This window comes from Bartonella sp. MM97QHHN (genome assembly GCF_042194285.1).
In the GTDB taxonomy this organism is placed as follows: Bacteria; Pseudomonadota; Alphaproteobacteria; order Rhizobiales; family Rhizobiaceae; genus Bartonella.
On sequence record NZ_JBHIMS010000060.1, the window covers coordinates 1 to 25,901 of the forward strand.

At 36.9% G+C, this 25,901-nt stretch carries 22 protein-coding genes, 1 tRNA gene and 5 pseudogenes; 17 read left to right on the plus strand and 11 right to left on the minus strand.

Annotation, left to right across the window (positions count from 1 at the left end; translation table 11 throughout):
• The first annotated feature begins 55 nt into the window (after positions 1 to 55).
• Positions 56 to 1,093 (plus strand): tyrosine-type recombinase/integrase, encoded by a 1,038-nt coding sequence (locus tag ACFIJW_RS02970; protein WP_375633232.1) that lies wholly within the window; start codon positions 56 to 58, stop codon positions 1,091 to 1,093.
• 112 nt (positions 1,094 to 1,205) lie between these two features.
• Here ACFIJW_RS02970 and ACFIJW_RS02975 read toward each other — a convergent pair.
• Positions 1,206 to 1,400: pseudogene (locus tag ACFIJW_RS02975) on the minus strand (ABC transporter substrate-binding protein); the annotation flags it as partial.
• Positions 1,401 to 2,494: 1,094 nt separating this feature from the next.
• Here ACFIJW_RS02975 and ACFIJW_RS02980 point away from each other — a divergent pair.
• Complete coding sequence (locus ACFIJW_RS02980; protein WP_375633233.1) at positions 2,495 to 2,776, plus strand: DUF6460 domain-containing protein; 282 nt, start codon at positions 2,495 to 2,497, stop codon at positions 2,774 to 2,776.
• A gap of 22 nt (positions 2,777 to 2,798) precedes the next feature.
• Here ACFIJW_RS02980 and ACFIJW_RS02985 read toward each other — a convergent pair whose 3' ends face one another.
• The 3 genes from ACFIJW_RS02985 to ACFIJW_RS02995 all read right to left on the minus strand — a co-directional run bounded on the left by ACFIJW_RS02985 (position 2,799) and on the right by ACFIJW_RS02995 (position 5,528).
• Entirely contained in the window at positions 2,799 to 3,608 is an 810-nt protein-coding gene (locus tag ACFIJW_RS02985) for a TIGR02186 family protein (protein ID WP_375633234.1), read from the minus strand.
• A 2-nt stretch (positions 3,609 to 3,610) separates the two neighbouring features.
• On the minus strand, positions 3,611 to 4,531 hold the full coding sequence (locus ACFIJW_RS02990) for a sulfite exporter TauE/SafE family protein (protein WP_375633235.1): 921 nt from the start codon (positions 4,529 to 4,531) through the stop codon (positions 3,611 to 3,613).
• Positions 4,532 to 4,709: 178 nt separating this feature from the next.
• On the minus strand, positions 4,710 to 5,528 hold the full coding sequence (locus tag ACFIJW_RS02995; RefSeq protein WP_375633236.1) for a hypothetical protein: 819 nt from the start codon (positions 5,526 to 5,528) through the stop codon (positions 4,710 to 4,712).
• Between the two features lie 514 nt (positions 5,529 to 6,042).
• On the opposite strand from ACFIJW_RS02995, the gene ACFIJW_RS03000 reads away from it, so the two are divergent.
• The 7 genes from ACFIJW_RS03000 to ACFIJW_RS03030 all read left to right on the plus strand — a co-directional run bounded on the left by ACFIJW_RS03000 (position 6,043) and on the right by ACFIJW_RS03030 (position 13,953).
• Complete coding sequence (locus ACFIJW_RS03000; protein WP_375633237.1) at positions 6,043 to 6,789, plus strand: electron transfer flavoprotein subunit beta/FixA family protein; 747 nt, start codon at positions 6,043 to 6,045, stop codon at positions 6,787 to 6,789.
• 51 nt (positions 6,790 to 6,840) lie between these two features.
• A complete protein-coding gene (locus ACFIJW_RS03005; protein WP_375621632.1) occupies positions 6,841 to 7,761 on the plus strand; it encodes an electron transfer flavoprotein subunit alpha/FixB family protein in 921 nt (306 codons plus the stop codon).
• A gap of 3 nt (positions 7,762 to 7,764) precedes the next feature.
• Positions 7,765 to 9,429 carry a 4Fe-4S dicluster domain-containing protein gene (locus ACFIJW_RS03010; protein ID WP_375633238.1) on the plus strand — a complete coding sequence of 555 codons (1,665 nt, stop codon included), beginning with the start codon at positions 7,765 to 7,767 and terminating at the stop codon, positions 9,427 to 9,429.
• A gap of 2,064 nt (positions 9,430 to 11,493) precedes the next feature.
• Complete coding sequence (gene rsmI / locus ACFIJW_RS03015) at positions 11,494 to 12,381, plus strand: 16S rRNA (cytidine(1402)-2'-O)-methyltransferase (RefSeq protein ID WP_375633239.1); 888 nt, start codon at positions 11,494 to 11,496, stop codon at positions 12,379 to 12,381.
• A 4-nt stretch (positions 12,382 to 12,385) separates the two neighbouring features.
• The gene (locus tag ACFIJW_RS03020; RefSeq protein WP_375633258.1) at positions 12,386 to 12,754 is read left to right on the plus strand and encodes a YraN family protein; all 369 of its coding nucleotides are present in this window, start codon (positions 12,386 to 12,388) and stop codon (positions 12,752 to 12,754) included.
• A 102-nt stretch (positions 12,755 to 12,856) separates the two neighbouring features.
• Positions 12,857 to 13,102 (plus strand): hypothetical protein, encoded by a 246-nt coding sequence (locus tag ACFIJW_RS03025; RefSeq protein WP_330168884.1) that lies wholly within the window; start codon positions 12,857 to 12,859, stop codon positions 13,100 to 13,102.
• Between the two features lie 56 nt (positions 13,103 to 13,158).
• Positions 13,159 to 13,953 (plus strand): pyrroline-5-carboxylate reductase, encoded by a 795-nt coding sequence (locus ACFIJW_RS03030; protein WP_375633240.1) that lies wholly within the window; start codon positions 13,159 to 13,161, stop codon positions 13,951 to 13,953.
• Positions 13,954 to 14,263: 310 nt separating this feature from the next.
• Here the strand turns inward: ACFIJW_RS03030 and ACFIJW_RS03035 are convergent, their stop codons facing one another.
• A complete protein-coding gene (locus ACFIJW_RS03035; protein WP_375633241.1) occupies positions 14,264 to 15,325 on the minus strand; it encodes an Mrp/NBP35 family ATP-binding protein in 1,062 nt (353 codons plus the stop codon).
• Between the two features lie 588 nt (positions 15,326 to 15,913).
• Between ACFIJW_RS03035 and rpmH the strand changes: the two genes are divergently transcribed.
• The 8 genes from rpmH to ACFIJW_RS03075 all read left to right on the plus strand — a co-directional run bounded on the left by rpmH (position 15,914) and on the right by ACFIJW_RS03075 (position 22,649).
• Entirely contained in the window at positions 15,914 to 16,048 is a 135-nt protein-coding gene (rpmH, locus tag ACFIJW_RS03040; protein ID WP_005864709.1) for a 50S ribosomal protein L34, read from the plus strand.
• A 117-nt stretch (positions 16,049 to 16,165) separates the two neighbouring features.
• Positions 16,166 to 16,558, plus strand: coding sequence for a ribonuclease P protein component (gene rnpA, locus ACFIJW_RS03045; RefSeq protein ID WP_015856278.1), 393 nt, complete (start codon positions 16,166 to 16,168; stop codon positions 16,556 to 16,558).
• On the plus strand, positions 16,548 to 18,386 hold the full coding sequence (gene yidC / locus ACFIJW_RS03050) for a membrane protein insertase YidC (RefSeq protein ID WP_375633242.1): 1,839 nt from the start codon (positions 16,548 to 16,550) through the stop codon (positions 18,384 to 18,386). Before rnpA ends, yidC begins: the two co-directional genes overlap by 11 nt.
• Entirely contained in the window at positions 18,383 to 19,027 is a 645-nt protein-coding gene (gene yihA, locus ACFIJW_RS03055; protein WP_375633243.1) for a ribosome biogenesis GTP-binding protein YihA/YsxC, read from the plus strand. The genes yidC and yihA overlap by 4 nt, the downstream gene beginning before the upstream one ends.
• A 139-nt stretch (positions 19,028 to 19,166) precedes the next feature.
• Positions 19,167 to 19,859 (plus strand): glutathione S-transferase family protein, encoded by a 693-nt coding sequence (locus ACFIJW_RS03060; RefSeq protein ID WP_375633244.1) that lies wholly within the window; start codon positions 19,167 to 19,169, stop codon positions 19,857 to 19,859.
• Positions 19,860 to 20,988: 1,129 nt separating this feature from the next.
• Positions 20,989 to 21,801 carry a 4-hydroxy-tetrahydrodipicolinate reductase gene (gene dapB / locus ACFIJW_RS03065; protein ID WP_375633245.1) on the plus strand — a complete coding sequence of 271 codons (813 nt, stop codon included), beginning with the start codon at positions 20,989 to 20,991 and terminating at the stop codon, positions 21,799 to 21,801.
• Between the two features lie 28 nt (positions 21,802 to 21,829).
• Positions 21,830 to 22,450 carry a 2,3-bisphosphoglycerate-dependent phosphoglycerate mutase gene (locus ACFIJW_RS03070; RefSeq protein ID WP_375633246.1) on the plus strand — a complete coding sequence of 207 codons (621 nt, stop codon included), beginning with the start codon at positions 21,830 to 21,832 and terminating at the stop codon, positions 22,448 to 22,450.
• A gap of 114 nt (positions 22,451 to 22,564) precedes the next feature.
• Positions 22,565 to 22,649: transfer RNA gene (locus ACFIJW_RS03075), tRNA-Leu, on the plus strand.
• Between the two features lie 102 nt (positions 22,650 to 22,751).
• Here the strand turns inward: ACFIJW_RS03075 and ACFIJW_RS03080 are convergent.
• The 6 genes and pseudogenes from ACFIJW_RS03080 to ACFIJW_RS03105 all read right to left on the minus strand — a co-directional run.
• Positions 22,752 to 23,240: pseudogene (locus ACFIJW_RS03080) on the minus strand (DNA adenine methylase); the annotation flags it as partial.
• A 105-nt stretch (positions 23,241 to 23,345) separates the two neighbouring features.
• Positions 23,346 to 23,532: pseudogene (locus ACFIJW_RS03085) on the minus strand (helix-turn-helix transcriptional regulator).
• A 153-nt stretch (positions 23,533 to 23,685) separates the two neighbouring features.
• Entirely contained in the window at positions 23,686 to 24,117 is a 432-nt protein-coding gene (locus ACFIJW_RS03090) for a DUF488 family protein (protein WP_375633247.1), read from the minus strand.
• 69 nt (positions 24,118 to 24,186) lie between these two features.
• Positions 24,187 to 24,810 (minus strand): lambda exonuclease family protein, encoded by a 624-nt coding sequence (locus ACFIJW_RS03095; RefSeq protein ID WP_375633248.1) that lies wholly within the window; start codon positions 24,808 to 24,810, stop codon positions 24,187 to 24,189.
• Between the two features lie 29 nt (positions 24,811 to 24,839).
• Positions 24,840 to 24,959 (minus strand): annotated as a pseudogene (locus ACFIJW_RS03100) (exonuclease); the annotation flags it as partial.
• A gap of 1 nt (position 24,960) precedes the next feature.
• Positions 24,961 to 25,742: pseudogene (locus tag ACFIJW_RS03105) on the minus strand (ERF family protein).
• Positions 25,743 to 25,901 lie beyond the last annotated feature (159 nt).

Consider the following 25,901-nt stretch of genomic DNA (forward strand, 5'->3'; position numbering starts at 1 on the left):
AGATTTGTCAAAGAATGAATATTACGAAACCGCACTCTCTAAGATGTAAAATACCATGCCTAAACCACGTCCTCCTCATCTCGTTAAACAAATTACTCAACATGGCAAAATTGTATGGTATGTACGTATTGGTCATGGCAAACGCATTAGAATACGCGGTACCTATGGAACGCAAGAGTTTGTTGATAACTACAAAAGCGCACTTGCCGAGTTACAAGGACTTATACTTCCTAAATCAAAAACCGGTAAACTTGTTGAAGGGTCATTTGCATGGCTGCTTAAACAATACTTTAACAGCGTTCATTGGCATAGCCTTGCTAAAGCTACGAAAAGACAAAGAGAACTTATCCTTATGAAGGTATGTGATGCTATAGGAAACATTCCATACAGAGAAATAAAGAAATCACATATTACAGCGGGTGTTGAACGCCGCAAAGAAAAACCAACAGCTGCCCAAAATTTTCTAAAAGCACTTAATGGACTTTTTAATTGGGCGATCGATCAAGAACTTCTGGAGAATAACCCAGCTTTAGGAATAAAAAGACCTCCTCTCAACAACAAAGATGGATTTGCTGTTTGGACAGAAGAAGATGTTGAAAAATATTATCACCATTGGTCACATGGTTCACATGAACGCGTCTGGATTGATGTTCTTCTTTACACGGGTTTGCGTCGTGGTGATGCGGTCCGCATTGGTTGGAACGATGTCAAAGATAATATCATTCATCTCAAGACAGAGAAAAGTAAATTCCAAACAGATGTTTTTCTACCCATTTTGCCTGAATTAGCAGAAACTCTAAAAATTGGTCCTATTGGAAATAAAACATTCATTTGCGGAAAAAACGGAAATAAACTCGTAAAAGAAAGTTTTGGCAACCTTTTTCGTGAGGCTTGTAACGTAGCGGGAATCAAAAAATCAGCACATGGCTTAAGAAAATTAGCAGCAACACGCGCCGCTAATTCAGGTGCAACAGTATCACAACTCAAGGCAATTTTTGGATGGACCGACGACAACATGGCATCTCTTTATACAAAAAGCGCAGATCGCAAAAGGCTAGCTATAGAAGCGATAAAAAAGCTCCAAAAAAAATGAGGGATAGTGCTATAAAAAACATTAATGGAATCAATAATGATAAATTTCCCCCATATCGCAATAACTCATTTATTTTATTTAAAATTATTGAAACTCTTTTGGGCACCATTNCATTGCGAACAATTTCACTTCCATAAACATCATTAAGTTGTGCGGGATCAAATGTACTAATTGCATCAAGATTCCAAGCCATCACAAGGGTATCAGCCGGTGTTTTTGCTGAAGCTTGTTGTGCAACCATCGCCAAAGCTATAAAAGCAGAAACAAGAGAGCTGCTATTTTGTAATATTTTTTTCTTCAAGTTCATAGACTTTTCCTTTTAAAGTTTACTATATAAATTTCCCACACAACAAGCACATGCTTAATAATAAGGTTAGATGACCCATAAGCGCCTCAAACAAAGTATTATTAAAACCTTCAAACAACACCACTTACCAACCAAGGACTTCTACCCACACCTATAAGCCAAGACAAACCAAAACATGCAACAACAAACACTCTAACATACAATGAATGCTCCCCCATAACAGAGCCTATTCATGATGTCATAACGCCTACAATTGAAGACTATAAAACCACTATTTTCTCTCTTTTGTCGGGTAAGCTTGTCTCTTCTTTCCTCTCGCCTTTTTATGCTATCAAAAGACTCTTCCTTGTTAGCTTAAGCGCCTTAATAACAAAGAGCTCTAATAACAATTTGACATTTTAACAAAACAGGAAAATTCACCCATCAACCGACATGACCTCCTCCCCCTACAAGAGGAATTTTGAATTTTTCCATAATCCTCTGCCAAATAACAGCTTTTAAATTATATTTTATTTCTAAATAAAAGGAGCATGGTCTCCCCCCGATATTCCTTTACGCACCCGCACATAACAAAACTTTTTTCCACATCGTATTTTTAATATCTTTGCTCCTTTAACAACACTCAATTCATTGCTTACATTTTTTCAGAAAAAAAAGAGCTTTTCAATGCACTAAGGTTGAAATATCTAAATATAATACCTATATAAGCACACCCTTATTAGAATAGATAGTCTTTTTTTAAGTAAACTGTCTTGAAATATTATTTCTATACACGACAATAATAAGTTCGTGACAAAATCTTCAATATACTAGAACTCTCACTCTGATAAGAAATGCTGAAACGTTATAAAATTTCTCTACAAATTCTCAGAGACGAAAGGATATCCCTTCATTTAATAAAAGAAGCGCCATGAAAATATCGCAAAAAATGCAATAAAACATGTGTATATTTCAAAAACCAGCACCGTTAACCAGACTAAGGTGATAAACTCAAAAAAGTAAGAAAAAATAAAAAAATGTTTTTCCTTTATGATAATAACATCGTTGTACTATGATAATACAATAAAAAACACGATCTTCGAAAGTATCTTAGAATGAAGCGAAAAAAAAATTTATTAAATTCTTTTCATGCGTTTCTTAGAGAAAAATTAAGCCGCGTTAGTCTAAAATTGCTTATTCTTTCATTCTTCATTGGCATCGTAATGAATTTTTTGGGATGGACACCTCGAAACCTCATACAAAAAATAGTAGATTTTTTTCAATCACTATGGGAAGCAGGATTTATAACGCTTACAAATTTCTTCCATATAACTATGACAGGAGCTATTGTTGTTGTACCTATTTTTCTTATCTTACGAATTTTTCATAAAAAATAAAAGCCTTAACATTTTCCTTGCGTTAATCTTTTCGAAAAATCAAACGACACAAAAATCCTGTAGTAATAGCAATAATCACTGCAACAATACCATATAAAAAACGATACTTGTGCGCTGCATAAAAAATTGTATAAGTGATATGTGCTTTAACAATTTCAAGAGTCGTTGTAGCACTATCAATAAACTGTCCATCACGAAAAAGATAAGCACGAACTTTATAATGTCCAACTGGGATATTTGCTGGCAAACGAAAATGTGCTGTGAAAAGTGTGTCAGAACCAAAACGAACCCCACCCACTTCCTCATAATAAAGGCTTTTAGCTTTTTGCAATTTTATAAGTTCATCGCGAAAGGTTTGTATTTTTTTCTGATCTTGTTCATCCGTCTGCAATGGCAAATAGAGTAATCCTAACCCTAAGCGTTTATAATCTTCAATGCTTGTAATATCGCCAATTTCACGTGTTGTGACCATAGAGTAAAAAAGAGGAACCTTTTTAAAAATAAGAGAATCTGTATTGACCCATACACCGGCATTGCGTTTTTTTTCTCGCATCACCATTGTCCGATCTTGTCCCTCCAAGCTTACAACAATATCGTAACGGTTCTGTCGAGAATATAATGGATCAATATTTTCCAAAACACCAGCAATATAAAGATCACGACCAGCAAAATTTGCATCCACAGTAATCGTATTCGTTGTTACAATAATTTGGACAGTTTCGTGGTCAACTTGATCAATGAATGTAGCTGGCGTCCCAACATGTGACCATGTAGAAAAAGAAATAAAACAAAAGCAACCTGCAATGATGTATAAAGAAAACAATCTACCCATTTTTATCTCATAAGAATATCCAGAGAAAAAAGATTATCAGGGCGTATAAATAATTGAAAAGCAAGACGCATACACACAATCAACACTAAAAATGCAAGCGCCATACGCAATTGTTCAGCCTTTAACTTCCGTCCAACCCGTGTTCCATATTGCGCACCAATACTTCCTCCAAGCATTAACAAAAAAGCCAAGACAATATCAACGGACTGATTAGTCATACTTTGCAAAACTGTCGTGAAAGAAGACACAAATGTAATCTGAAAAAGTGAAGTCCCAATCACCACACTGGTTGGAACACGCAGAAGATAAATCAATGCTGGGATCATAAAGAACCCCCCACCAATTCCCATAATAGAAGACAACAACCCCACGATGAGACCAATCCCTAAAACTGGAATAATGCTAACATATATCATAGATGTCCGAAAACGCATTTTTAAGGGTAAGCGATGAATCCAGTTATGTCGACCAGCAAGACGAATATTGGCTTTTCCTGCCTTACGCTTGCGCATCATATCATACCAACTTTCAACGATCATCAAGCTTCCTACACTTCCAAGAAGAATCACATAAAGAAGCGAAATCATTAAGTCTAATTGACCTAACTTTTTCAAAATAGAGAAAACCTGAATCCCGATTAAAGAACCAATCCCTCCTCCAAGCGCCAAAAGAATACCAAGTTTAATATCGAGCGTACGTCTTCTAAAATGTGTAATTGCTCCTGTTACAGATGACGCAATCATCTGGTTGGCACCTGTTCCAACAGCAATAGCAGGAGGAATATTATAAAAAATCAATAACGGCGTGATGAGAAACCCACCACCGATTCCAAAAAGGCCTGAAAAAAAACCAGCAACGACTCCCATACCAATCAAGATCAGCATATTGAGTGACATTTCAGCAATTGGTAAATAAATACTCACTTACAGAACCTTCAAGATAATTTGAGGTTTTTTTAACAATTAGAGAATCCTTCTCCAATTATCCTCTTTTCCAATAATCTCTGTTGCGTGTTTAAAGGATAATTTTAGTTTCTATAGCTTCCGCACAAACACGAATGCGCAATACATTTCACATATATTAACATCAACATCATAAAAATTAAAAAAAACGAGCTCCTTTTAAAAAGCTATAAAAACATAACGTTATCGCTACCACAAATGCAACGGTTAAAAAACAAAGAATACCTTTTTTTACCAAATAAGATAAAAACGAGACATGTTCCCGAGACTGCATCCTTAAAGAAGAAAAATCATTCTCAATACAATGATTAGATGCCTGAGCACCCATCATCCCCTTTTCTTCTATCACAGCATGCTTCCCTACTCCCTCAGCCTTTTTAAAAGAAGATTTCAGAGCATCACTGGGCAAAGGGCTTCTATTTTCTTGCTGCAACGTATTTTCAACATTTGTTTGGAGTGAAATTATGCTGTTTTCTTTCGAAAAATTTTGCACCTTTTGAAGTAATAAGTGTTCTTGATTTCCCTCACATTCGATGTGAGCAAGTTTTTGTACAACAGAATCAGGTGATTTTGAACGAGACACCCGTCGTGTTACCGCTGCTTCTTCTAAGCTTTTTTTTTCACTCTGCAAACTTTGAACAATTGTTTTAATCTGCTCTAAAAACTGGAAAAGCTTTTTTTCTCTTTGACGACGTATATAATGTTCAGCCAAAATGGCCCGACTAATATCATCTAAGTAAGATTTAAAATGCTCTTCTACAGAACTCTGCTGCATTAAAGAACGGGGCGAATGCTTCATTTGCATTTGCGCATAAACGGTGCGTAATTTTTGAGCAATATCCGACATCGTTACTTCTACAGAAGTATCCATTCTCTCTTTCTGTTCAACAAAAGAAAAGACTTTATCGTTCCTAACCTGTTTGGTCGCCTGGTCGATCGTATGACCCTTCGTATTCACAAACGCCTACCCCTCATTAACCTTTTTGAAAAGAATCGCAACAAATGATGAGAAAGTGTGCTCTATTTTAGTAAATAGAGCTTTAAGAACTCCCAAAAACTTTTGTATTAGAAATATTTTCCCCAATTTTTATCCAAAATATTTGAAAGAAAGATCTTTGATTCTTCTGTCTTCAAGATTTGAAGAGCAAAATCATTCCCCCCATTTTTATCTTTTTCACTTAATTTTTCATTGCATAAAGGACCTATTGCACCATCATAAACAAAGCATAAGAAGCTAAAAAAGAATATTCTCACAAGACAGATTGATTTTTTTACTTTTTATTCAAGCAAATAAGGCAATTATGGCAATGCAAAAATATGAAGATTGAAAATGACGACGAGAAAGTACAAGTAAACATAAAAAAGCTTATACGAAAGAGAACACAAGTTATAAATTGAGACTTCATTCTAAACAATTTGGTTTCTTATGAGTATTGCTATAAACTTGTAACATACAAACAAAGAGGATCATTATGAAGACAATTGTCGCTGTCAAACGTGTTGTTGATTATAACATCAAGATACGCGTCAAACCCGATAGTACAGGCGTTGATCTGTCTCACGTAAAAATGTCTATGAATCCTTTTGATGAGATAGCCGTGGAGGAGGCCGTTCGCCAAAAAGAATCCGGTAAAATTTCAGAAGTTCTTCTTGTTTCAATTGGCCCAGAAGCAGCTCAAGAAACTCTACGAACAGGACTTGCAATGGGAGCTGATCGCGCACTTCTTGTCACAACGGATCAAACACTTGAACCCTTAGCAATTGCTAAGATTCTCAAAACCATTGTTGATGAAGAAAAACCCGACATGGTCTTTTTAGGAAAACAAGCAATTGATGACGATAACAACCAAACAGGACAAATGCTCGCTGCTCTTCTTGGGTGGGGACAAGCAACTTTTGCCTCACATCTTAACATAGAAAATGGGCATGCTACAGTTACTCGTGAAGTTGATAATGGAACACAAACCCTTTGTCTTCCCCTTCCCATGGTTATGACCGCCGATCTACGGCTCAATGAACCGCGTTACACCTCTCTCCCCAATATCATGAAAGCAAAAAAGAAAATTATTGAACAAAAATCTCTTACTGATCTTGGCGTCGATACAAAAGCACGCTTAACAATTTTAAGCGTTGAAGAGCCAAAACCCCGTCAATCCGGTATAAAAGTGGCAAATGTAGTAGAACTTGTCAGAGCCTTAAAACAGAAGAACTGCATTTAATATTCTCACCACTAGAGTAAAAGCAACACTCACATAAAAGGGCAAAAACTTATGGCAATTCTTTTATTGGCCGATCATAATACAGAAGAAACAGCAAAAGTACTCACCGCTGCACGCGTACTCAGTAATGATATCGATATTCTGGTTTGCGGAGAAAAAATTCAAACGATAGCGGAAAATAGTGCTAAACTTAATGGTGTGCGGCAAGTTCTTATTGCAAAAGCAGACTATTTAGCCCATCAACTTGCCGAGCCTATGGCAGATACAATTCTCATGTTAGCAAAGGATTATGATGTGATCATGGCAGCATCCAGCAGTACTGGGAAAAATGTGATGCCGCGCGTAGCAGCTCTTCTTGATCTTATGCAAATTTCAGATATTACCGCCATTCTTTCACCCAACACCTTCAAACGACCAATTTATGCAGGTAATGCATTTGAAACTGTACGCACCAATGATTATAAAAAGATTATAACAGTTCGCACCGCTTCTTTCACCCCAACGCCTTCCCAAAATAATTCTGCTCCCATTAAAACAATAACACCAGCTTCCAATCCAAATCTTTCTTCTTTCGTAAAAGCAGAAACAAACAAAAGTGATCGTCCTGAGCTCACCTCAGCACGTGTTATTATATCAGGCGGGCGTGGTCTTGGTTCTCAAGAGAAATTTATGGCCCTGCTTCTTCCTCTTGCAAACAAATTAAATGCTGCTTTAGGTGCCAGCCGCGCAGCAGTGGATGCAGGCTATGCTCCCAATGATTGGCAAATCGGACAAACAGGAAAAGTCGTTGCCCCTGAACTTTATATCGCCGTTGGCATTTCCGGTGCAATCCAGCATGTAGCCGGTATAATGGATGCACAAATTATTGTTGCCATTAATAAAGATGAAGAAGCTCCCATCATGCAAATTGCCGATTACACCCTTGTAGGTGATCTCCACCAAATTATTCCAGAATTGGAGAAAGCTTTATAAGCCATGAAAGCACCTCTGCATGACCAACGTGAAAGTATGGAGTTTGACATAGTCATTGTCGGAGCAGGACCTGCAGGGCTTTCTGCCGCAATTCGTTTAAAACAAATTAATCCTGAGCTTTCTGTCACAATTGTTGAAAAAGGGACCGAAGTTGGTGCACATATTCTCTCTGGCGCAGTTGTTGACCCCATTGGTATCGATACACTCTTATCAGAATGGCGAAATGACAATGATCATCCCTTCACGACCCCTGTTACCCGTGACCAATTTTTTTTTCTAAAGCCTCAAAAGGCTACAATATTTCCTAATATTCTGCATCCCAAAATCTTATCAAATGACGGGTGTTATATCGTTTCGCTTGGAAACGTTTGCCGCTGGTTAAGCAAAAAAGCTGAAGCATTGGGTGTTGAAATCTATCCTGGTTTCGCAGCAACAGAACCCATCATCCAAAAAGATAACGGAGCTATTATTGGTGTTCTCACCGGAGATATGGGGCTTAACAAAGATGGAACTCCTGGAAAAAATTATATGCCTGGTATGGCTTTATTGGCAAAATATACTTTAATTGCGGAAGGAGCACGCGGCTCAATTGCAAAACAACTGATAAAACATTTCAACCTTAGCAAAAATCGTGAACCACAAAAATTTGGTCTTGGTCTCAAAGAGCTCTGGGAAATTGATCCCAACAAACACCAACGCGGTTTAGTGCAACATTTCACGGGTTGGCCCTTAGACAATAATACCGGTGGCGGTGGCTTTATTTATCACCAAGAAAACAATATCATTTCTGTCGGTTTTGTTGTGCACTTAGATTATAAAAATCCTTATCTTTCTCCCTTTGAAGAATTTCAACGTTTTAAAACACATCCAAAACTCTATAAAATCTTTAAAGGTGCAAAGCGTCTTTCCTATGGTGCACGTGTTATCAGCGAAGGAGGTTGGCAATCTGTACCAAAACTCACCTTTCCTGGTGGGGCACTTATTGGCTGCTCTGCTGGATTTGTCAATGTTCCTCGTATCAAAGGATCACACAATGCCATCTTATCTGGCATATTAGCTGCCGATAAAATCGCTACCGCTCTTGCACAAGGGCGTGCCCATGATGAGGTTAAAGAAATCGAAGAACAATGGCGAAAAGGGCTCATTGGCAAAGATCTTTATAAAGTGCGAAATGCCAAACCGCTCTGGGCAAAATATGGGACAAAATATGGAATTAAACTTGCCGGTTTTGATATGTGGTGGCAACAACTGTTCGGATTTTCCTTATTTAAAACACTCTCCCATGGAAAGGAAGATTATGCATGCCTTGAATCAGCAGAAAAATTTCAACCCATTGCTTACCCAAAACCAGATGGCGTTATAACCTTTGATCGCCTTTCAAGTGTTGCCCTTTCCAATACGCATCATGAAGAAAATCAACCTTGCCATTTAAAAATAGCCTCATTAAAAAAGCAAAAGGACTCTGAATATGCAATCTACGGAGGACCTTCCACAAACTATTGCCCCGCCGCTGTCTACGAGTGGCTAGAGTATAATGATCATCTGACTTATATGATCAACGCTTCAAATTGTATACATTGTAAAACGTGTGACATCAAAGACCCAAACCAAAATATCACTTGGATCTGTCCGCAAGGCAATGAGGGCCCCTTCTATCCCAATATGTAATTTTCCAATGTATAATCATTGTTCATTCTCCTAAAATTGAAATATACAAAACGCAATGGATAAAAATATTTCCCTCAGATCAGAAATCTATCAATTATCTTCCTGCATACGTTCTTTCACAATGTAAAAAGAACTCTATTCTCATATAAAATACTCTCCCTACCGCATGACTTTTTTCAATAGAAAAACATAACATATTTTTATCAAAATTTTTTTATTTAAATGACAAAACAATAATGAATATATTCATGACAATTCTGCGATAAAGGAACAGCCGCGGTTCTCGAAAACCTGAAGGAAAGTAAGCCTGTTCTACTTTACCCCCTCTCCCATATGATCCAAAATGCTTTTAGCCCTCTCATAAGAAACATCAATCGTTTTAACTAGCCAAGAGCAAAACCTACGGAGGTACAATTCAAGTTTATTTTTTCTCCTACACTTGTCAAGTAATGCTCACTCAAGAAAAACCACGAATGAATGTAGAAAAAACATTGTGAGATAAAGAGATAAAGAGCATGCTTGTTCAAGCCCTTTATAATGTTTCTACTGATAATGACACGAAAAAATCTTTAATCTCACATTAACCCTTTATTTTTGCATCAAGGATAATCGCCTTGCATCTAACCTTTACCAATATACTGTAATGAATGTGTACAAATACCGTAAGAATAAGCAGATGCCAAGCCATGGAGACTATCGCTATTAGCAAAACACCTGATAAAAAACAAAATAGCTTTCATGACCACTCTATGACGCGTTTTATAGAGTTGTTTTTTTATAAAGCTTGTGCTTTCGCTATTGCTTGTAAATCAACATCCAAATTGAACACAAGTGGTATATTTAAAAGAAAGATTAAGGTGAATGAAAGCTCTGCACGCCGTTCCAGCTCTTGTAGCTAGAGCAAAAATATTGCATATTCTATTTGAGTAATCTCTGAAACTAAAATACAGCTTCATTTAGCAAGAATATGAAATCTGAAAGGAAAAAAACTATTTTTCTCTTTACTATCATCTGTCCATTCGGTTTTAAAACTTTCAAAAGCATCACAATATCCTCTAAAAAGAAGAGATAACGTATTGTCCCCGCTTTTATTACTTACGTTTTTTTATGGGAGCATATCCTTCAGAAAAAATAAGGTATCCAAAATTAAAGCAAACTTGTGTTGTTCAATCATGGGCTTATTTTTAAGAATAGCTCTCAACACATATCAAACAATTATTTCGCGACACTATCCGAAAAAGGTATAACGCACTCCTGTGAACGAACAGTTCCACATTTACGAAATAAAAAGCACAAGCTAATAGCATCATTTTCTCTGCGATCCCCAATGATGCGATAATCTTTGCTTTGAGAAGGTTTCAAGATGCACGAAAATGATTTTGATTAATTGACTATAAGAAGAACTAAGATAATTTTACGATATTTAAAGCTCCTAATCAATAAGCAAAATAATAAATTCTCCATTATAAATCAAATCTTTAAGATAAAATTTAGCCTTAAACTTTTCTAAGGTACTCATTATACTGTATACTGTTAAAGCTGTAGAGAATATGAAAAAATAAAGTATTTTTCTGATAAGAGCTTATATTTGATTAATAACAATACAGTCAGCTGCCAGTTAACTGTATGTGTTTCAAAAGGAGTTATTTACATTTGCTCAGAAAAATATTTTGGATATCAATAGAATATTTGAAAAATCGGCGTTATGGAAATAATCTAAAAAGCTTAGCTTTTAAAAAAGCACAAACAAGCATGAGATGATAACATGCGCAAAATTGTTTTTTGGTTCTCGAAGGAAAAACTTTATAGAAAATCATGGGGCTGATAGAATATTGGTTACATTTGGAATTTGTTTTACTGGAAAAAATAACGCGGATCAAAATAGATAATAATGTTAAATTAAGACGTTAAATATGAAATTATCTTATTGTAGTGTAATCGATTATTCGAGTAAGGTAAGCCTTTGTAATGATAAAAAATGTGCTGGTAAAAAATGAGCCAAAATGGCTTATGAGTATGGATAAAAATCTTGTGGTGAGGAGAGTTTAATGAAAAGAAAAGAGCATGTGTGAAAAAGCATATTTTATAGGTGCGCATGCTTATTCTGCACCCGTTATAGAATCAGGGCTTTATCTTGTGGCAACACCTATCGGAAATCTTGCAGATATTACGCTTCGTGCTTTGCAAGTACTTGCAGGAATTGATATTTTAGCGTGTGAGGATACGCGAGTAACACGTGTTTTGTTGGAACGTTACGGTATTCAAAAAAAACCTTTTCTCTATCATGAATATAATGCGCAAAAAGCGGGTCCGAAGCTCTTAGCGGCTTTAGCAGAAAACAAAACAGTAGCACTTGTTTCAGATGCCGGAACACCACTTATTTCTGATCCTGGATTTCGATTGGTGGAAGAGTCCCGTAAAGCTGGTCATAAAATTATTCCTATTCCTGGAGCATCCGCTCTTTTAGCCGCTCTTATACCGACAGGGCTTCCTACTGATAGCTTTTTTTTTGCAGGTTTTTTGAGTGCACGAAAGCTACAGCGCCGAAAACGGTTGGAACAATTAAAAGAGATTCCAGCAACTTTGATTTTTTATGAATCACCGCATCGTCTTGTTGAAACTTTACAGGATATGGTCACTCTTTTTTCGGCTGATCGACCTGCTGCCATTTGTCGTGAATTAACAAAAAAGTTTGAAACAGTAGATGTTTCCAATTTGGGAAATTTGTTAGAAAATTACAGAAAACAAGCACATATTCGTGGGGAAATTGTTGTCCTTGTTGGAGAATCATCTTCTTCTTTAAATGTGATAAGTGATCAAGAAATTGATGAAATGCTATTAGAACGCGCACGGACACATTCTGCTGCTCAAGCGGCAGCTTTTGTTGCAAAAAAAACTGGTTTTAAAAAGCAGGAACTTTTTCAGCGATTAATCTTTTTAAAAAATGCGTAAAATGATACAAAAAAAACGCAGACAAAAGTCTTTTTATCGAGGGGTTCGTGCAGAAAAATTGGCAGCTTGGTGGCTACGTTGCAAAGGGTTTCACATTGCCGAAAGGCGTTTTAAAACAAAATGTGGAGAAATTGATTTAATTGCACGACGCGGAAATCTTGTGTTAATCGTTGAAGTTAAAGCACGTTCAACGTTGGCTGAAGCAATGGAAGCGGTTTCCCGAATGAATGAAAAGCGAATTAAGGCAGCTGCCGATATTTGGCTCGCACGGCAAAAAGATTATGCCCTTTTGTCTGTACGCTTTGATTTAATTGCAATTTTACCTTGGCGTTGGCCACAGCATATCCCTGCATTTTTTACATCTAATCAATAAACGGCACCCCCCGTTTTAACCATATTCAATAAAAAACATTTCGTTTTTATGTGCATATGCGTTAAAAAGTGTGTAATAATTAAGCGCTATAAGGAGCGAAATATGGATGATTATGAAAAGTTTGCAACAGGTTTGCTCATTGTTTTTGGAGCGCTAATTATTGGTGGCTTAATGGCAATGCATATTGTGCTTATGAATAAACCGGGGTTTTTATTTGCATTAGCCGCAGCTGTTGTTGGTTGGTTTTCTGCTTTTGCCGTTCTCTTTGACAAGCCTAAAATCTATTTGGGCTTGATTATTTTTGCTATGTTATGTGTTGCTTCTTCAATTAGCGTTTATGTTAGTTAAAACACCTGAAATGTTGATTGAAATTCCTTTTAAAATATGAAACTGAGAAATAGATAATGAGACTTAGCTTTTTGGGAACGGGTACAATCAGTGCTTCAATGGTGAATGGCTTAATGAAAAGCAACTTTGATGTTTCTTCCATTATTGTTTCGCCTCGCAATGCACAAACAGCAAAGCGCCTTTCACGCACTTATGATAAAGTTATGATTGCTGAAAATAACCAAGCGTTGCTCGATGTTAGTGATTGTGTTTTTCTTTGCTTGCCCAACCAAATTGCAGAAGACGTTTTGTGCTCTCTTCGTTTTCGTCCAGAACAGCTGGTTATTTCCGTACTTGCTATGGCAAAAGCAGCAGAAATAGAAAAGTGGATTAATCATAAAGTTTATCGTGCTGTTCCATTACCTTTTGTTGCAGAATGCAAAAATTTGACACCAATCTATCCCAATCATCCCTTTTTACGCACTTTATTTGATGCATTGGGGGGCACATTGGTGCTGGATAAGGAAGAGCAGTTTAATCTTTTTATGACAGCTGGTTCACTTATGGGAGTATATTTTAATTTTATAGAAACTGCCCATCAATGGTTTATAACACAAGGGTTAAAAAAACAGCAATCAGCAGAATTCCTTACCATGATGTTTGGAAATCTTACAGATGAAATGCGTAAAACTATAGCAACGGATCGTTCTGTATCTCTCGATTTTGCACTGCTTGAAAAAGAGTTTTCAACAAAGGGTGGAACAAATGAATTTTTGTCAAATTACTTTTCTCATCAAGGAGGAAGGAATGCTTTAACAACAGCTCTTGAGGCTACTTTGCAAAAAATGAATGCTTCTAAAAAGAAATGTTGAGATTTATATCAAGAAAACTCGTATCAAAAAATGATTTTTAAAATATTTTTTACAACCTTTTACAATTTTTCTAAAATATTTTTATTTTCGGTCTTCTTCTTTTTGCCTCAAGTCCAATATTTTTTTCTACCTCATGGCTCTATCTCTTCTAATTTGGGTCCCCTTCAGGTTACCCAAACGTATGAATAATTTTTTGTTTATTTAACCTATATACTCCACTCACACATTAAAACTTCCCCTTACAAAGAAGCAACTATTTTTACGTCTTCCATAATTGTGTTTTAATAAACTCTCTTAAACAAACATCCATTTAAAAAAGTTGATTTTTTATTTGATCAACAATTTTACGATACAGTTTAGTATGCTCTTCACTAGGCTTAGCAACAAAAATAGGGATCCCCTCATCTGAAGAAAATCGTAAAGCTGCATCAAGCGGTATTTCCGCTAAGAAAGGGACTTCTCGACGTTCCGCTTCTGCCCGTGCACCACCATAGCCAAAAATATCATAGCGTTTTCCCGTATCAGGAGCGATAAAATAACTCATATTCTCAATGATTCCTAAAATAGGAACATTGACTTTCATGAACATTTCTATTGCTTTACGCGCATCCACTAAAGCAAGGTCTTGGGGCGTAGAGACAACCAACGCACCTGTTAATTGTACCTGTTGTGCAAGCGTTAGTTGTGCATCCCCTGTACCGGGCGGCATATCAACGACTAAAACGTCCAGAGGTCCCCATAAAACGTCTCGTAACAATTGCGTTACCGCTGCCATAACCATAGGACCACGCCATACTACCGGCTTTTCTTCCTCAACCAAAAATCCCATCGACATCAATTTAAGTCCGAATTTTTCAAGAGGTTGAATTTTTTTTTCTCCAATGAGCTGTGGTTTTTGATTAACAAGTCCTGTCAAACGCGGCAAAGATGGACCATAAATATCAGCATCCATCACCCCCGTCTTGAAACCAGAATCTTGTAAAGCTAAGGCGATATTTATTGCCATCGTCGATTTTCCGACCCCTCCTTTTCCAGAAGCAACAGCAATCACATGCTGCACACCTTCTATGGGCATTTTGATCGGTAAGAGATTTGCTCTCCGTCTAGGTGCTGCCTTTGTTGTTTTTTCTGCTGTAAGTGTGACAACAACAGATTCCACTCCCTCCAAAGCACATACCATCTTTTCAGCAGAACGACGCAATGATTCCCATTCTTGCACACCTCCATCAGGAACTGTAATGGAAAAAAAAACCTTACCATCAGCAATCAATATTTCAGAAAGAAGCCCCAACGACACAATATCACTTTCAAGATCTGGTCCTTTGATTTTACGTAATACGTTGCGGACAGCCTCACTTGTAATAGAATCCACGTTCTTTCCTCTCTATAAAAATACCAGAAAATATAAGCATAAGAACGAAAAATACTTACAGGTTCATCACCTGATAATTTTCTACTTTACTCAAAATTATAAAGTATAAATTACTTATATCTTTTCTCTTTAAAAATATGAAACCATCCTTAAATAAAGAATCTCAAACATAAAATCTGCTATAAAATCCTATCAATCGTGTTTGTCTACAACCACTTTAATGAATGTTCTGATAAAAATTTTGTAAAAACAAAAACTGAAAAAATTTTTTAATATTAAAGGATACTTTAAATTGAGTATACAATAATCAGTCATACTTTCTTTAATTCTTTAACGCCCTAGTCATTTATTTTCTATAGACTCAATCATTATTTCTGACACTCTTACAGTATCGTAAAAAAAGTATCACAGACAATTATAAGGTGTTTTGTATTCTTTCAAGAGCCAGAAAAACAATCTAAGATTGACTTTTTTTATATTTTTCCTTATGGGTTAACAGCCGTATGATATGATAAAATCGTTCATCTCGCGCATAACTGCTCATAAAACGAAGATTAAGAAGGGCCGCACTCCGCGGTATTTAAATAAATGAAACGTACTTACCAACCCTCTAAACTTGTCCGTAAACGCCGCCATGGGTTTCGTGCACGCATGGCTACAGCTGGAGGACGTAAAGTTATTGCTGCAAGACGTGCTCGTGGACGTAAGCGGCTCTCTGCTTAACCATTTAAATTTTCACAACCGTTGAGGATTGCTCACCATTTCTTCGTTGTGAAACTTTTGTTATGAACCTCTAATGCCTGCTTGCAGGCATTTAGTGAAATTGCGAAATGTTCTTTTATGAAGAAAAAACATCCCTGTCGTATTCGCAAAAGAGCAGACTTTTTGGCTGTCCGTACAGGAGAAAAGCGGCGTGGTCCTTTATTTTTGCTCGAAGTTAAATCTCGTGAACAAACAACAGAAAGAAAAGATTCTCTTGTTGCACGTGTAGGCTTCACTGTTACTCGTAAAAACGGTAATGCTGTGAAACGTAATCGTATCAAAAGGCGCTTGCGTGAAGCCGTAAGAGTTGGTGTAACAAACCACATGGAAGCAGGAACAGACTATGTCATTGTAGCATATCGTGATGCGTTACATGCGCCTTTTACATCCTTAATTAGTGAATTAAATCGGCGAATAAAACCAAAAATAAAACATCAGCAACAACAACAAGGGTGTACGGATGGAATATAACCGCAATTTCTTTATCGCTATTGGCTTATCTTTCGTAGTGCTCATCGCATGGCAATTTCTTCATGTTGCTCCCAAACAAGCAAAGTTACAAAAACAACAAGTCATCGCACAGCAATTGTCAAAACAACAATCAACCCTTTCTACTACCACGACGAATTTTTCTGACGATACCTCAACGCATCAAGCAGCATCTATCATCGAACAGCCAATGACACCTGAAATCCGGAAAGCTGTATTGGCCAAAACAAAGCGTATTGCGATCAAAACCAATGAACTGGAAGGCTCTATTAATCTTGTTGGTGCACAATTTGATGATCTTCACCTCAAAAAATATCGTTTAACAGTCGATAAAAAATCACCGGAAATCGATTTGCTGAATCCTAAGGGTTTCAAAACGACTTACCTTGCTGAATTTGGTTTTGCAAGTGCATCTTTACCAGCAAAAGCTTTGCCACAATCGGATACACAATGGCAAATAGAGGGAAACAATACAATCCTGACTCCTTCAACACCCATCACTTTAATTTATAATAATGGACAAGGACAGATCTTCCGGCGTATTCTTTCTGTTGATGATCATTTCATGTTTACCATTGAAGATTCTATCAGCAATGAAAGTGATCAACCAATATATCTCTCATCCTATGCCCGCGTTGCACGTGCAGCACCACCAGAACATACAAATGCAACCTATTTACTTCATGAAGGTATGATAGGTATTGCAGGAGATTCGCTCAAAACTGAAAAATATAAAACCTTAGCAGAGCTTGACCCGAATCCTGATAATGGGCAGAAAAGTATGACTTTCTCCAAAGTAACAGGAGGTTGGATTGGTATTACCGATAAATATTGGGCTGTAGCAGTTATTCCCCCGCAAAATAAAGAATATACAAGCCGTTTTATTTATTTTGATCGTTTGCAAACGCATTATCAGTCTGACTTGCTAGGATCGCTTTTAACGATTGCTCCAAATGAAACAAAAACTATTACAAATCGGCTTTTTGCTGGTGCAAAACAAGTTGAAATTATTAATAACTATCAAAATGATCTAAAAATCAAAAAGTTTGCTCTTTTAATTGACTGGGGTTGGTTTGATTTCATCACCAAACCAATGTTTTCTCTCATTGATGTTCTTTATAAACAAACAGGAAATTTTGGTATCGCCATCCTTCTTGTCACGGTGCTCTTAAAAACTCTTCTTTTTCCTCTAGCCAATAAATCTTATAAATCTATGGCACGCATGAAGCTTTTACAACCGCGGTTGCTAGAAATAAAAGAAAAATATCCCGATGATAGAACCAAGCAACAACAAGCAATAATAGAACTATATAAAACCGAAAAAATTAATCCCCTTGCTGGTTGTTGGCCAATGTTGGTTCAATTCCCAATATTCTTTGCTCTTTATAAAGTTCTCTATATCACCATTGAAATGCGCCATGCCCCTTTCTTTGGCTGGATTAAAGATTTAGCGGCACCCGATCCAACTTCTCTTTTTAACTTGTTTGGTCTCTTGCCATATACAACGCCAACATTTCTTCTGATTGGTGCATGGCCTTTGATTATGGGAATAACGATGTTTTTACAAATGCGTATGAATCCTGCTCCTCAAGACCAAACCCAAGCGATGATATTCACATGGATGCCTGTTGTCTTTACTTTTATGCTCGCCTCTTTCCCTGTTGGTCTCGTCATCTATTGGGCATGGAATAATATATTATCAATTATTCAGCAAGGTATCATGATGAAGCGCCAAGGAGTTAAAATTGAGCTTTTTGATAATCTGAAAGCCATCTGGAGAAGATCACCCAAAAAAGAAGTGCATGAATGACAAGAGATTCTTCCCTTTCTGGAATTTTTTCTCGTAATTGGATTTTTATTCGTGGTGTACCAGCAATACGCTTTCTCCCCCCCGAAGGACCACCGGAAATTGCATTTGCAGGACGTTCCAACGTTGGAAAATCATCTTTAATCAACGCACTCGTCCAACAAAAAAGCTTAGCACGTACCTCAAATACACCAGGACGGACTCAAGAGCTTAATTATTTTGTCCCCGATGGATTCAGTGGGCAACTAGGAGACCTTCCCCCTCTAGCATTAGTAGATATGCCTGGTTATGGTTTTGCTGCTGCTCCTAAAAATCTTGTTGATGCGTGGACAAATTTGATTTTTAGCTATTTACGGGGGCGCACAACGTTAAAACGTGTATATATCTTGATTGATTCACGGCACGGAATTAAAAATAATGATGAAGATGTTCTTGCTCTCCTTGATAAAGCAGCTGTTTCTTATCACATTGTTTTGACAAAAAGCGATAAAATCAAATCAAATGCCTTGGAAAAATTAATTATGAGCACACAAACAAAGCTTCTTAAACGCTCAGCAGCTTATCCTGAGCTTCTTGTAACCTCTTCAGAAAAAGCTATCGGTTTAGAGGAATTACGTGCTGCCATTTTGCAAACCATCGCATAAGAGAACAATTCCTAGTCATTAACAATTTATTAATTATAATTACTAGCAGCTACTAATGATCTTGTACTTCTAGTCAAGCATCTTTATAAAAATGATTACTTGAAAGAATTCTCTTCAACTCTATTTGATAGTGTAAATTATGCTGACACTTTTTCACTCTCCCCTATCCGCTGCCTCGCGCTTCATACGCCTCATTCTTGGGGAATATGGTGTAACTATTCAACTGATTGAAGAATATGAATGGGCAAGAAGACACGAATTTCTAGCCCTCAATCCCGCTGGTCATGTTCCTGTTTTTCTCGATGAACACGAGGTTCCATTATCAGGTCCTCTTGTTATCTGCGAATATTTAGACGAAACACATGGAAGTTTACGACAAGAAAATAAGCTCTTTCCGGAAAATCCTTTAGATCGTGCGGAAGTACGCCGTCTCAATGACTGGTTCTTAAATAAATTCGAAAATGAAGCAACGCGCCATATCGTACGAGAACGAATCCATAAACGTGAAATGCCACTTGCCATTGGCGGTGGTGCTCCTAATTCACAAATTTTACGCAATGCACGTGCCAATATTTTACCACATATGAACTATCTCAATTGGCTCTGCGCCTCTCGCGATAGCTTAGTCGGTTCTGCCTTGTCCTATGCAGATCTAGCAGCAGCAGCCTCTATTTCTGTACTTGACTTTCTAGGGGAAATTGACTGGGAACAATCTCCTGCTGCCAAAGACTGGTATATGAGAATTAAATCACGCCCTTCTTTTCGTTCTCTTTTAACAGATCGCGTCCGCGGAATTGTTGCAAGTGCTCACTATGCAGATCTTGATTTCTAGCCTTCTCTCACAAACAAAAATAAAAGTGATATTCTATCTAAAGGATATTTATAGGTTTATGAATTTTTATGCATGCGTATAAACAATATAATAATACATTGATTTATGATCGCATTAAACAGAGAATAAAACCCATTATAATTGAATCACAAAAATCACTTTCTTATCGTGTCACAAAAAAGATCAGCACAGGGATAAAAAATACTTAAGAAAGGATTTTAAAGACTCTCTTTAAATACAAGAACTGTAGCATCATTGGAAGCTAGGCAAATAAAATAACAATACTTAACGCATGTTATACTCCATTCTTCCCAATATATGAAAAAACGCATTGCATAATATATATCCTATTTTCTCTATAATAAACAAAGCCTCATCATGCGTTTTTTACAACATAACAATTTTTTCAACTGACTTTCCTAAAAGATGAAGAATCCGGCCAACTCTCGTGTGTAAACAATCCAACTTCTTGTTAGCCCCTTGTTTTTACTCCTTTTTACGTGATTTTATTTATGTATAACATATTGATATACAATGATAAATAATCGTTTTCTTATGCGTCACAAATGGAATTGATGAGTGAAAATGACTAAGTGCCAAGAATTGTTAAAACATTAAAGGCTAACAAAACGTATGATAATGCTGATTTGCTCTATTCATGAAGCATAAAGATAGTGGCGCAAAATAGATTTTATATTATTCATGGATACTCTCTCGTGATACCACTCACGAGCACTATCATAAAATAAGTTTAGAAGAATTGATAAATATATTTCTTTAAGAAAAGCGCATGAATTGACAATATAGGTCTATTTTGTTTGGAAGATCTTATTTTGCATGAAGAACGCTCTCCTTTAAAGAACGAAAGAAACAAAAGCGTAAAGTAATACACAATCTTCATTAGGTTTCATAAGCAAACCTTACTTAAGAATATTCATCACACACTCTAACGAAAAACATCTCTATTTAAATTTGTAGATCTTATATCACTTGCTCTAAACGACAGTGTTTTACAGCACAACAAGATAAATTAAAGCAGGAAAAAAATTTTCTATAAAGAAAAAGAACCATTGGAAAGAAGGCAAGAATTTGCCTATACTGCACAGTAAAGTATCATAAGGAGATAAAAATGCGCCTTACAGTTGTTGGTGCAAATGGAAGAATGGGACGTGAACTCATTACAGCAATCCAGCAGAGGAAAGATGTAGAGCTTTGTGCTGTTCTTGTACGTAAAGGCTCACCGTTTGTAGGAAAAGATGCCAGTGCATTAATTGGTTCAGATTCTCTTGGGATTAGTATCACTGACAATCCCGAAAATGCCTTTTCTAATACAGAAGGTATTTTAGATTTTTCACAACCAGAAGCCAGTATTCTTTATGCTAACTACGCTGCTCAAAAAAGCCTTGTCCATATTATTGGCACCACAGGATTTAGCAAAACAGAAGAAGAAAAAATTGCAGATTTTGCGAAATATACAACTATTGTCAAATCCGGGAATATGAGCCTTGGAATAAATCTTTTAGCCAACCTTGTAAAGAAAGCCGCTAAAGCATTAGAAGCCGATGATTTTGATATCGAAGTTTATGAAATGCATCACGCTAACAAAGTTGATGCTCCTTCTGGAACAGCCCTTCTTCTTGGCCAAGCAGCAGCTGAAGGGCGCAATGTTATGCTTAAAAATGTGCGTGTCAACGAACGCAATGGTCATATAGGTAAACGCAAAAAAGGCACCATTGGCTTTTCTTGTTCACGTGGTGGGACAGTTGTTGGAGAACACAGTGTCATTTTTGCTGGTCCCAATGAGCGCATTGTTCTTTCACACACAGCGCAAGAACGCTCTATCTTTGCCAATGGCGCATTAAAAGCAGCTTTATGGGCACAAAATCATGAAAGCGGTCTTTATTCAATGTTCGATGTTTTGGGATTGAACGATAAATTTTAAACAATCAATAGAATAGAGGCAATTTATAATGGGACGCATACTTACACTAATTCGTCATGGACAAAGTGAATGGAATCTCAAAAACCTTTTTACCGGTTGGAAAGATCCCGATTTAACAGAAAAAGGTCATGCAGAAGCGATAGCAGCAGGAAAAAAACTGAAAGAATATGGTTTGAGATTTGATATCGCTTATACATCTGCCTTACAGCGAGCTCAAAAAACCGCTCAGCACATTTTAGAGCAAATGGGACAATCAGATTTAGAAGTGATAAAAAATCCCGCATTAAATGAACGTAATTATGGTGATCTTTCTGGTTTAAATAAAGATGAAGTACGCCAACAATGGGGGCAGGAGCAAGTGCAAATGTGGCGCCGCTCCTATACGATTGCGCCGCCGAATGGAGAAAGCCTACGCGATACCGGTGCGCGCATCTGGCCTTATTATCTTTACCATATCCAGCCTTATATTTTGCGCTCCCAAACTGTTTTGATCGCAGCACATGGAAATTCTCTTCGTGCTCTTATTATGGCGCTTGAAGGTCTCTCCGGTGAGGAAATTATATCTCAAGAATTAGCGACCGGCATTCCTATTATTTACACATTTAATCCGGATTCAACAATTTTATCAAAGACAGTCCTCACACCTTAAACTTCTAAAATCATGATCTCCCTTAAAAGTTCAATGCTATCGTTTTAAGCTGAAAAAATAAATTCTATAATTTTATTGACAGAGTTGCTTCATGCGCTTAGATGAATTTTATAAGCCCAGATGGCGGAATTGGTAGACGCGCAGGTTTCAGGTACCTGTGCCGTAAGGCGTGGAGGTTCGAGTCCTCTTTTGGGCACCATACTCTTTTTTATCCAAAATAATTTATTGATTTTCCATATATTTTTTACAGTGAGGGACGCGTAAATAAAAGTGAGGGAATAGGATTTTGCAACACGTCTCTCTAATTATTACGAATCAAGAGTTCTTTTCGGGGTGGTTTTTTAGCAAAACCAGAGGTCCAAAGGGTCTCTAATTCTAAAAAGTCAAAATCCTTAAAAATCTCTCGAACCGCATCACAATCATTGAGACTCAAGACAAATTTGCCTTGTATGCTTTTGAGAACTTTTGCCATACTCACAAAATCATCTTCAACAAAATTCCCAGAGCTATAACACTTCTTCTTCACAAGATAAGGCGGGTCTAGGTAAAATAAACTGTCGGGTGCATCAAATAGCTCGATAACCCGTTCCCACGACAAATTTAAGATTGTCGTATCAAGAAGCTTCTGTCTAACACGTCGCATCCTTGATAACAGCTTATCGGGATTAAATGCTATAGGCTTTTTCCTTCCAAAGCCAAAAGAGACATACTCTTTTTTCCCATACATCACACAACGTTGGAGAAACAAAAAACGGGCAGCTCTTTCAACTTTGGAAAGGCTTTCTGGTTCAANTTTGTATCTTTAACATATTAAATATATAGATTTTTTATTTAAAGAGCTATTTTAAGATCAACTTTTAGACCACCTTCTACGGTTTATACAACTTTAGCTAATTTATTCCTTATTTTTCTTTGGAGTGAAGGATAAGATCTCTTTCTTTCTCCATCTCACTGCTCTCCCTAGCTTATATAGCTCTGGCCCCTCCTTGAAGCACCTAATTACGAATCGTGGTTGTGGATACACTAAAAAACTTTGCACACTCACGTGTTATTACATATCCATCTCCATCATCAAATATCATCTTATTACCTTTCTCTTTTTTATATTAATTAAATGGGCGGGGGTGCTGGGAGGCATGTGGAGCACTCCAGTTTTTAAAAATCTGCAAGTTTATTTTTTAGAGGTGCTTAATTTCATATTTCCAATCAGGTAATTGAGTGAGAGCTAATGCGAGTTATCCTCTGTGACACATGCATACATTGGCTTCAAAACAGGTGATTGCAACGCGCTTTTTGTTTAAAAAAATTTGATATAATTTGTTTATTGCACAAGAATTATTCTTGAGAGTTGTATTTCGATAATTTTTAAAAAGGCGGTCATAATCTTTTTGTGTTTTCAAATTTCTTCGTTTTTCAGAAGCAATTCCAAGTTCAGGCATATGCATATATTCAATATCAATGTTGTTTACAGCTTGCTCTAATTGTCTTTTTGAAAATCCGTGTTTTCTACTTATTGGATTTTTACGAACATCACATAAAGTTTTGATATTGTTTTCTATGAGACAACTAAGATAATTCTCAAGGGACTTACCTTCATAGCCAATGGTAAAAAAACAAAATTCCTCATCTTTAGCAGGCTGTATGATAATATGTTCGATGTTACACACGTTTAATTTCCTTATGTGAAAGGGTGGGGGTGCTCGTAGATATGCGGGGAACAAAACACCCCCATAAGGTTAAGCAGCTTTTGTTGAGAGTTGTTGTATCTCTCGTTCTATCTCTGCTAAAAAGGTTTCAACAGCTTGATTGATCTGTTCAATTTGTTGATCATCACGGAGAACACGCTTGACTTTCATGCGTAAGTGAAAGAATTCCCCCGTAAAACGTGGGTCATAGCTTACGAAATCACACCATTTTCGTCCTGTACAAGCCATTTGGAATTGCATTTGTGCGTGATATTCTGGTTTGATTTCGTCACCTATACAAAAGCGCATATGTGTTACTGATCTCGGGCATTTGACTTCGATTAAACCGTCTTCTCCAATGAGACCATCGGGGCTAGCCCCCGCCATTTCTATTGTGGGGTGTTGGATAAAGCCGCACTTTGTTATATTGGCATCATAAATGAAGCCATATTCTCTCAAGGCATCATCTTCATGTTCAATACCCCATCTCATATCTTCAGTTTCATAATAAGGGCTTGTTTCGCCTGTTAAGCGCTCTGTTATGAGTTTGATTTTGTAGTCTTCATATTTGCTCGTAGGCAATCCTTTTGTAGTTTTATTGAGTATGTTGTAAATGTTTGATGCGGTGACTTTACCCAAGCGCGCTTGAAACCATTCTGCTGTTCTTTGTTCCATCTCACACCGCCGTTNATGAGTTTGATTTTGTAGTCTTCATATTTGCTCGTAGGCAATCCTTTTGCTGTCTTACTGAGTACGCTGTAAATATTTGATGCGGTGACTTTACCCAAGCGCGCTTGGAACCATTCTGCTGTTCTTTGTTCCATCTCACACCGCTGTTTGTTGCTCTTGTGATGGGAGCGATTGTAGAGCTTTTTCTTTTTGAATATTTTTTCTTCTTTCCAAATGCCCCAAAACCAATTCTGCTTTTTTACAAGACATATCTGTTAGTTTTTCTGCTTCTGCAAAATAAAGAAGACTACTTTCATTTGTCCCTGTTTCTTTAATTAATTCTTCGATTTGCTTTATCTGTTTAGAGGAAACTTTTTGATTATTTGTATCGCCTTCTTTGATTTGCGGTTGACCATCTGTATCGTCTTCTTTACTTGCTACATTAAGAAGCATGCCTAACAGGTATCTCCGTGCGTAGGTAAGTGTAGAACTAACTGATTGTATGTTATTTTTAGAGCCTGTACTGTCAATTGGAAATGTTCCTTCTGTTGAGATTTGATTTCCTGAAGGATGAGACAGAATTATTTCTATGGTAACGTTTTTTTCTGTTTAATGTTTAATATAGTTGTATTTTGCAAACCCGTCCTTTACAGCATCAATGTACTGATCAAGCATAGCGTATTTGCTGTTTGTATGGGTGATTGTAGAGTTTTTTCAATATTTTGATATTTTGTTTGCATAGCAGAAAGATCACGGACAAAGTTTTGGCGCTCTTGTCGTTCTATTTCTTTTTCTCTTAAATCAAGAAGACGCTTTAAGCGGTCAATACTGACGTCACTTTCTAAGGCTTTATTTAAAATACATTCCATAGCAGTTTGTTCGACGGCTAAATGATGTGTTTCTTCAATTTCTATTAGGTTAGTGTTTTGTTCACTCATTTTGATTTCCTCCATTACGCGCAATTCACGTGTGGCGTGAATCACGCATGTTTTAAAAGGCTGGTTTGGCTGTTAGAAAGGGCTTATACGCTCTGTCTTTTCCTAGGGATATGTTCTCGGCTTTTCTATTATAACTAATATATGTGTTGCTTGAAATAC

Excerpts from the sequence above, each read along its gene's own strand:
- ACFIJW_RS02970 (WP_375633232.1), top strand. The coding sequence starts at position 56 with ATGCCTAAACCACGTCCTCCTCATCTCGTTAAACAAATTACTCAACAT.
- ACFIJW_RS02980 (WP_375633233.1), top strand. The coding sequence starts at position 2,495 with ATGAAGCGAAAAAAAAATTTATTAAATTCTTTTCATGCGTTTCTTAGA.
- ACFIJW_RS02985 (WP_375633234.1), bottom strand. The coding sequence starts at position 3,608 with ATGGGTAGATTGTTTTCTTTATACATCATTGCAGGTTGCTTTTGTTTT.
- ACFIJW_RS03000 (WP_375633237.1), top strand. The coding sequence starts at position 6,043 with ATGAAGACAATTGTCGCTGTCAAACGTGTTGTTGATTATAACATCAAG.
- ACFIJW_RS03005 (WP_375621632.1), top strand. The coding sequence starts at position 6,841 with ATGGCAATTCTTTTATTGGCCGATCATAATACAGAAGAAACAGCAAAA.
- ACFIJW_RS03010 (WP_375633238.1), top strand. The coding sequence starts at position 7,765 with ATGAAAGCACCTCTGCATGACCAACGTGAAAGTATGGAGTTTGACATA.
- rsmI (WP_375633239.1), top strand. The coding sequence starts at position 11,494 with ATGTGTGAAAAAGCATATTTTATAGGTGCGCATGCTTATTCTGCACCC.
- ACFIJW_RS03025 (WP_330168884.1), top strand. The coding sequence starts at position 12,857 with ATGGATGATTATGAAAAGTTTGCAACAGGTTTGCTCATTGTTTTTGGA.
- ACFIJW_RS03030 (WP_375633240.1), top strand. The coding sequence starts at position 13,159 with ATGAGACTTAGCTTTTTGGGAACGGGTACAATCAGTGCTTCAATGGTG.
- rpmH (WP_005864709.1), top strand. The coding sequence starts at position 15,914 with ATGAAACGTACTTACCAACCCTCTAAACTTGTCCGTAAACGCCGCCAT.
- rnpA (WP_015856278.1), top strand. The coding sequence starts at position 16,166 with ATGAAGAAAAAACATCCCTGTCGTATTCGCAAAAGAGCAGACTTTTTG.
- yidC (WP_375633242.1), top strand. The coding sequence starts at position 16,548 with ATGGAATATAACCGCAATTTCTTTATCGCTATTGGCTTATCTTTCGTA.
- yihA (WP_375633243.1), top strand. The coding sequence starts at position 18,383 with ATGACAAGAGATTCTTCCCTTTCTGGAATTTTTTCTCGTAATTGGATT.
- ACFIJW_RS03060 (WP_375633244.1), top strand. The coding sequence starts at position 19,167 with ATGCTGACACTTTTTCACTCTCCCCTATCCGCTGCCTCGCGCTTCATA.
- dapB (WP_375633245.1), top strand. The coding sequence starts at position 20,989 with ATGCGCCTTACAGTTGTTGGTGCAAATGGAAGAATGGGACGTGAACTC.
- ACFIJW_RS03070 (WP_375633246.1), top strand. The coding sequence starts at position 21,830 with ATGGGACGCATACTTACACTAATTCGTCATGGACAAAGTGAATGGAAT.
- ACFIJW_RS03095 (WP_375633248.1), bottom strand. The coding sequence starts at position 24,810 with ATGGAACAAAGAACAGCAGAATGGTTTCAAGCGCGCTTGGGTAAAGTC.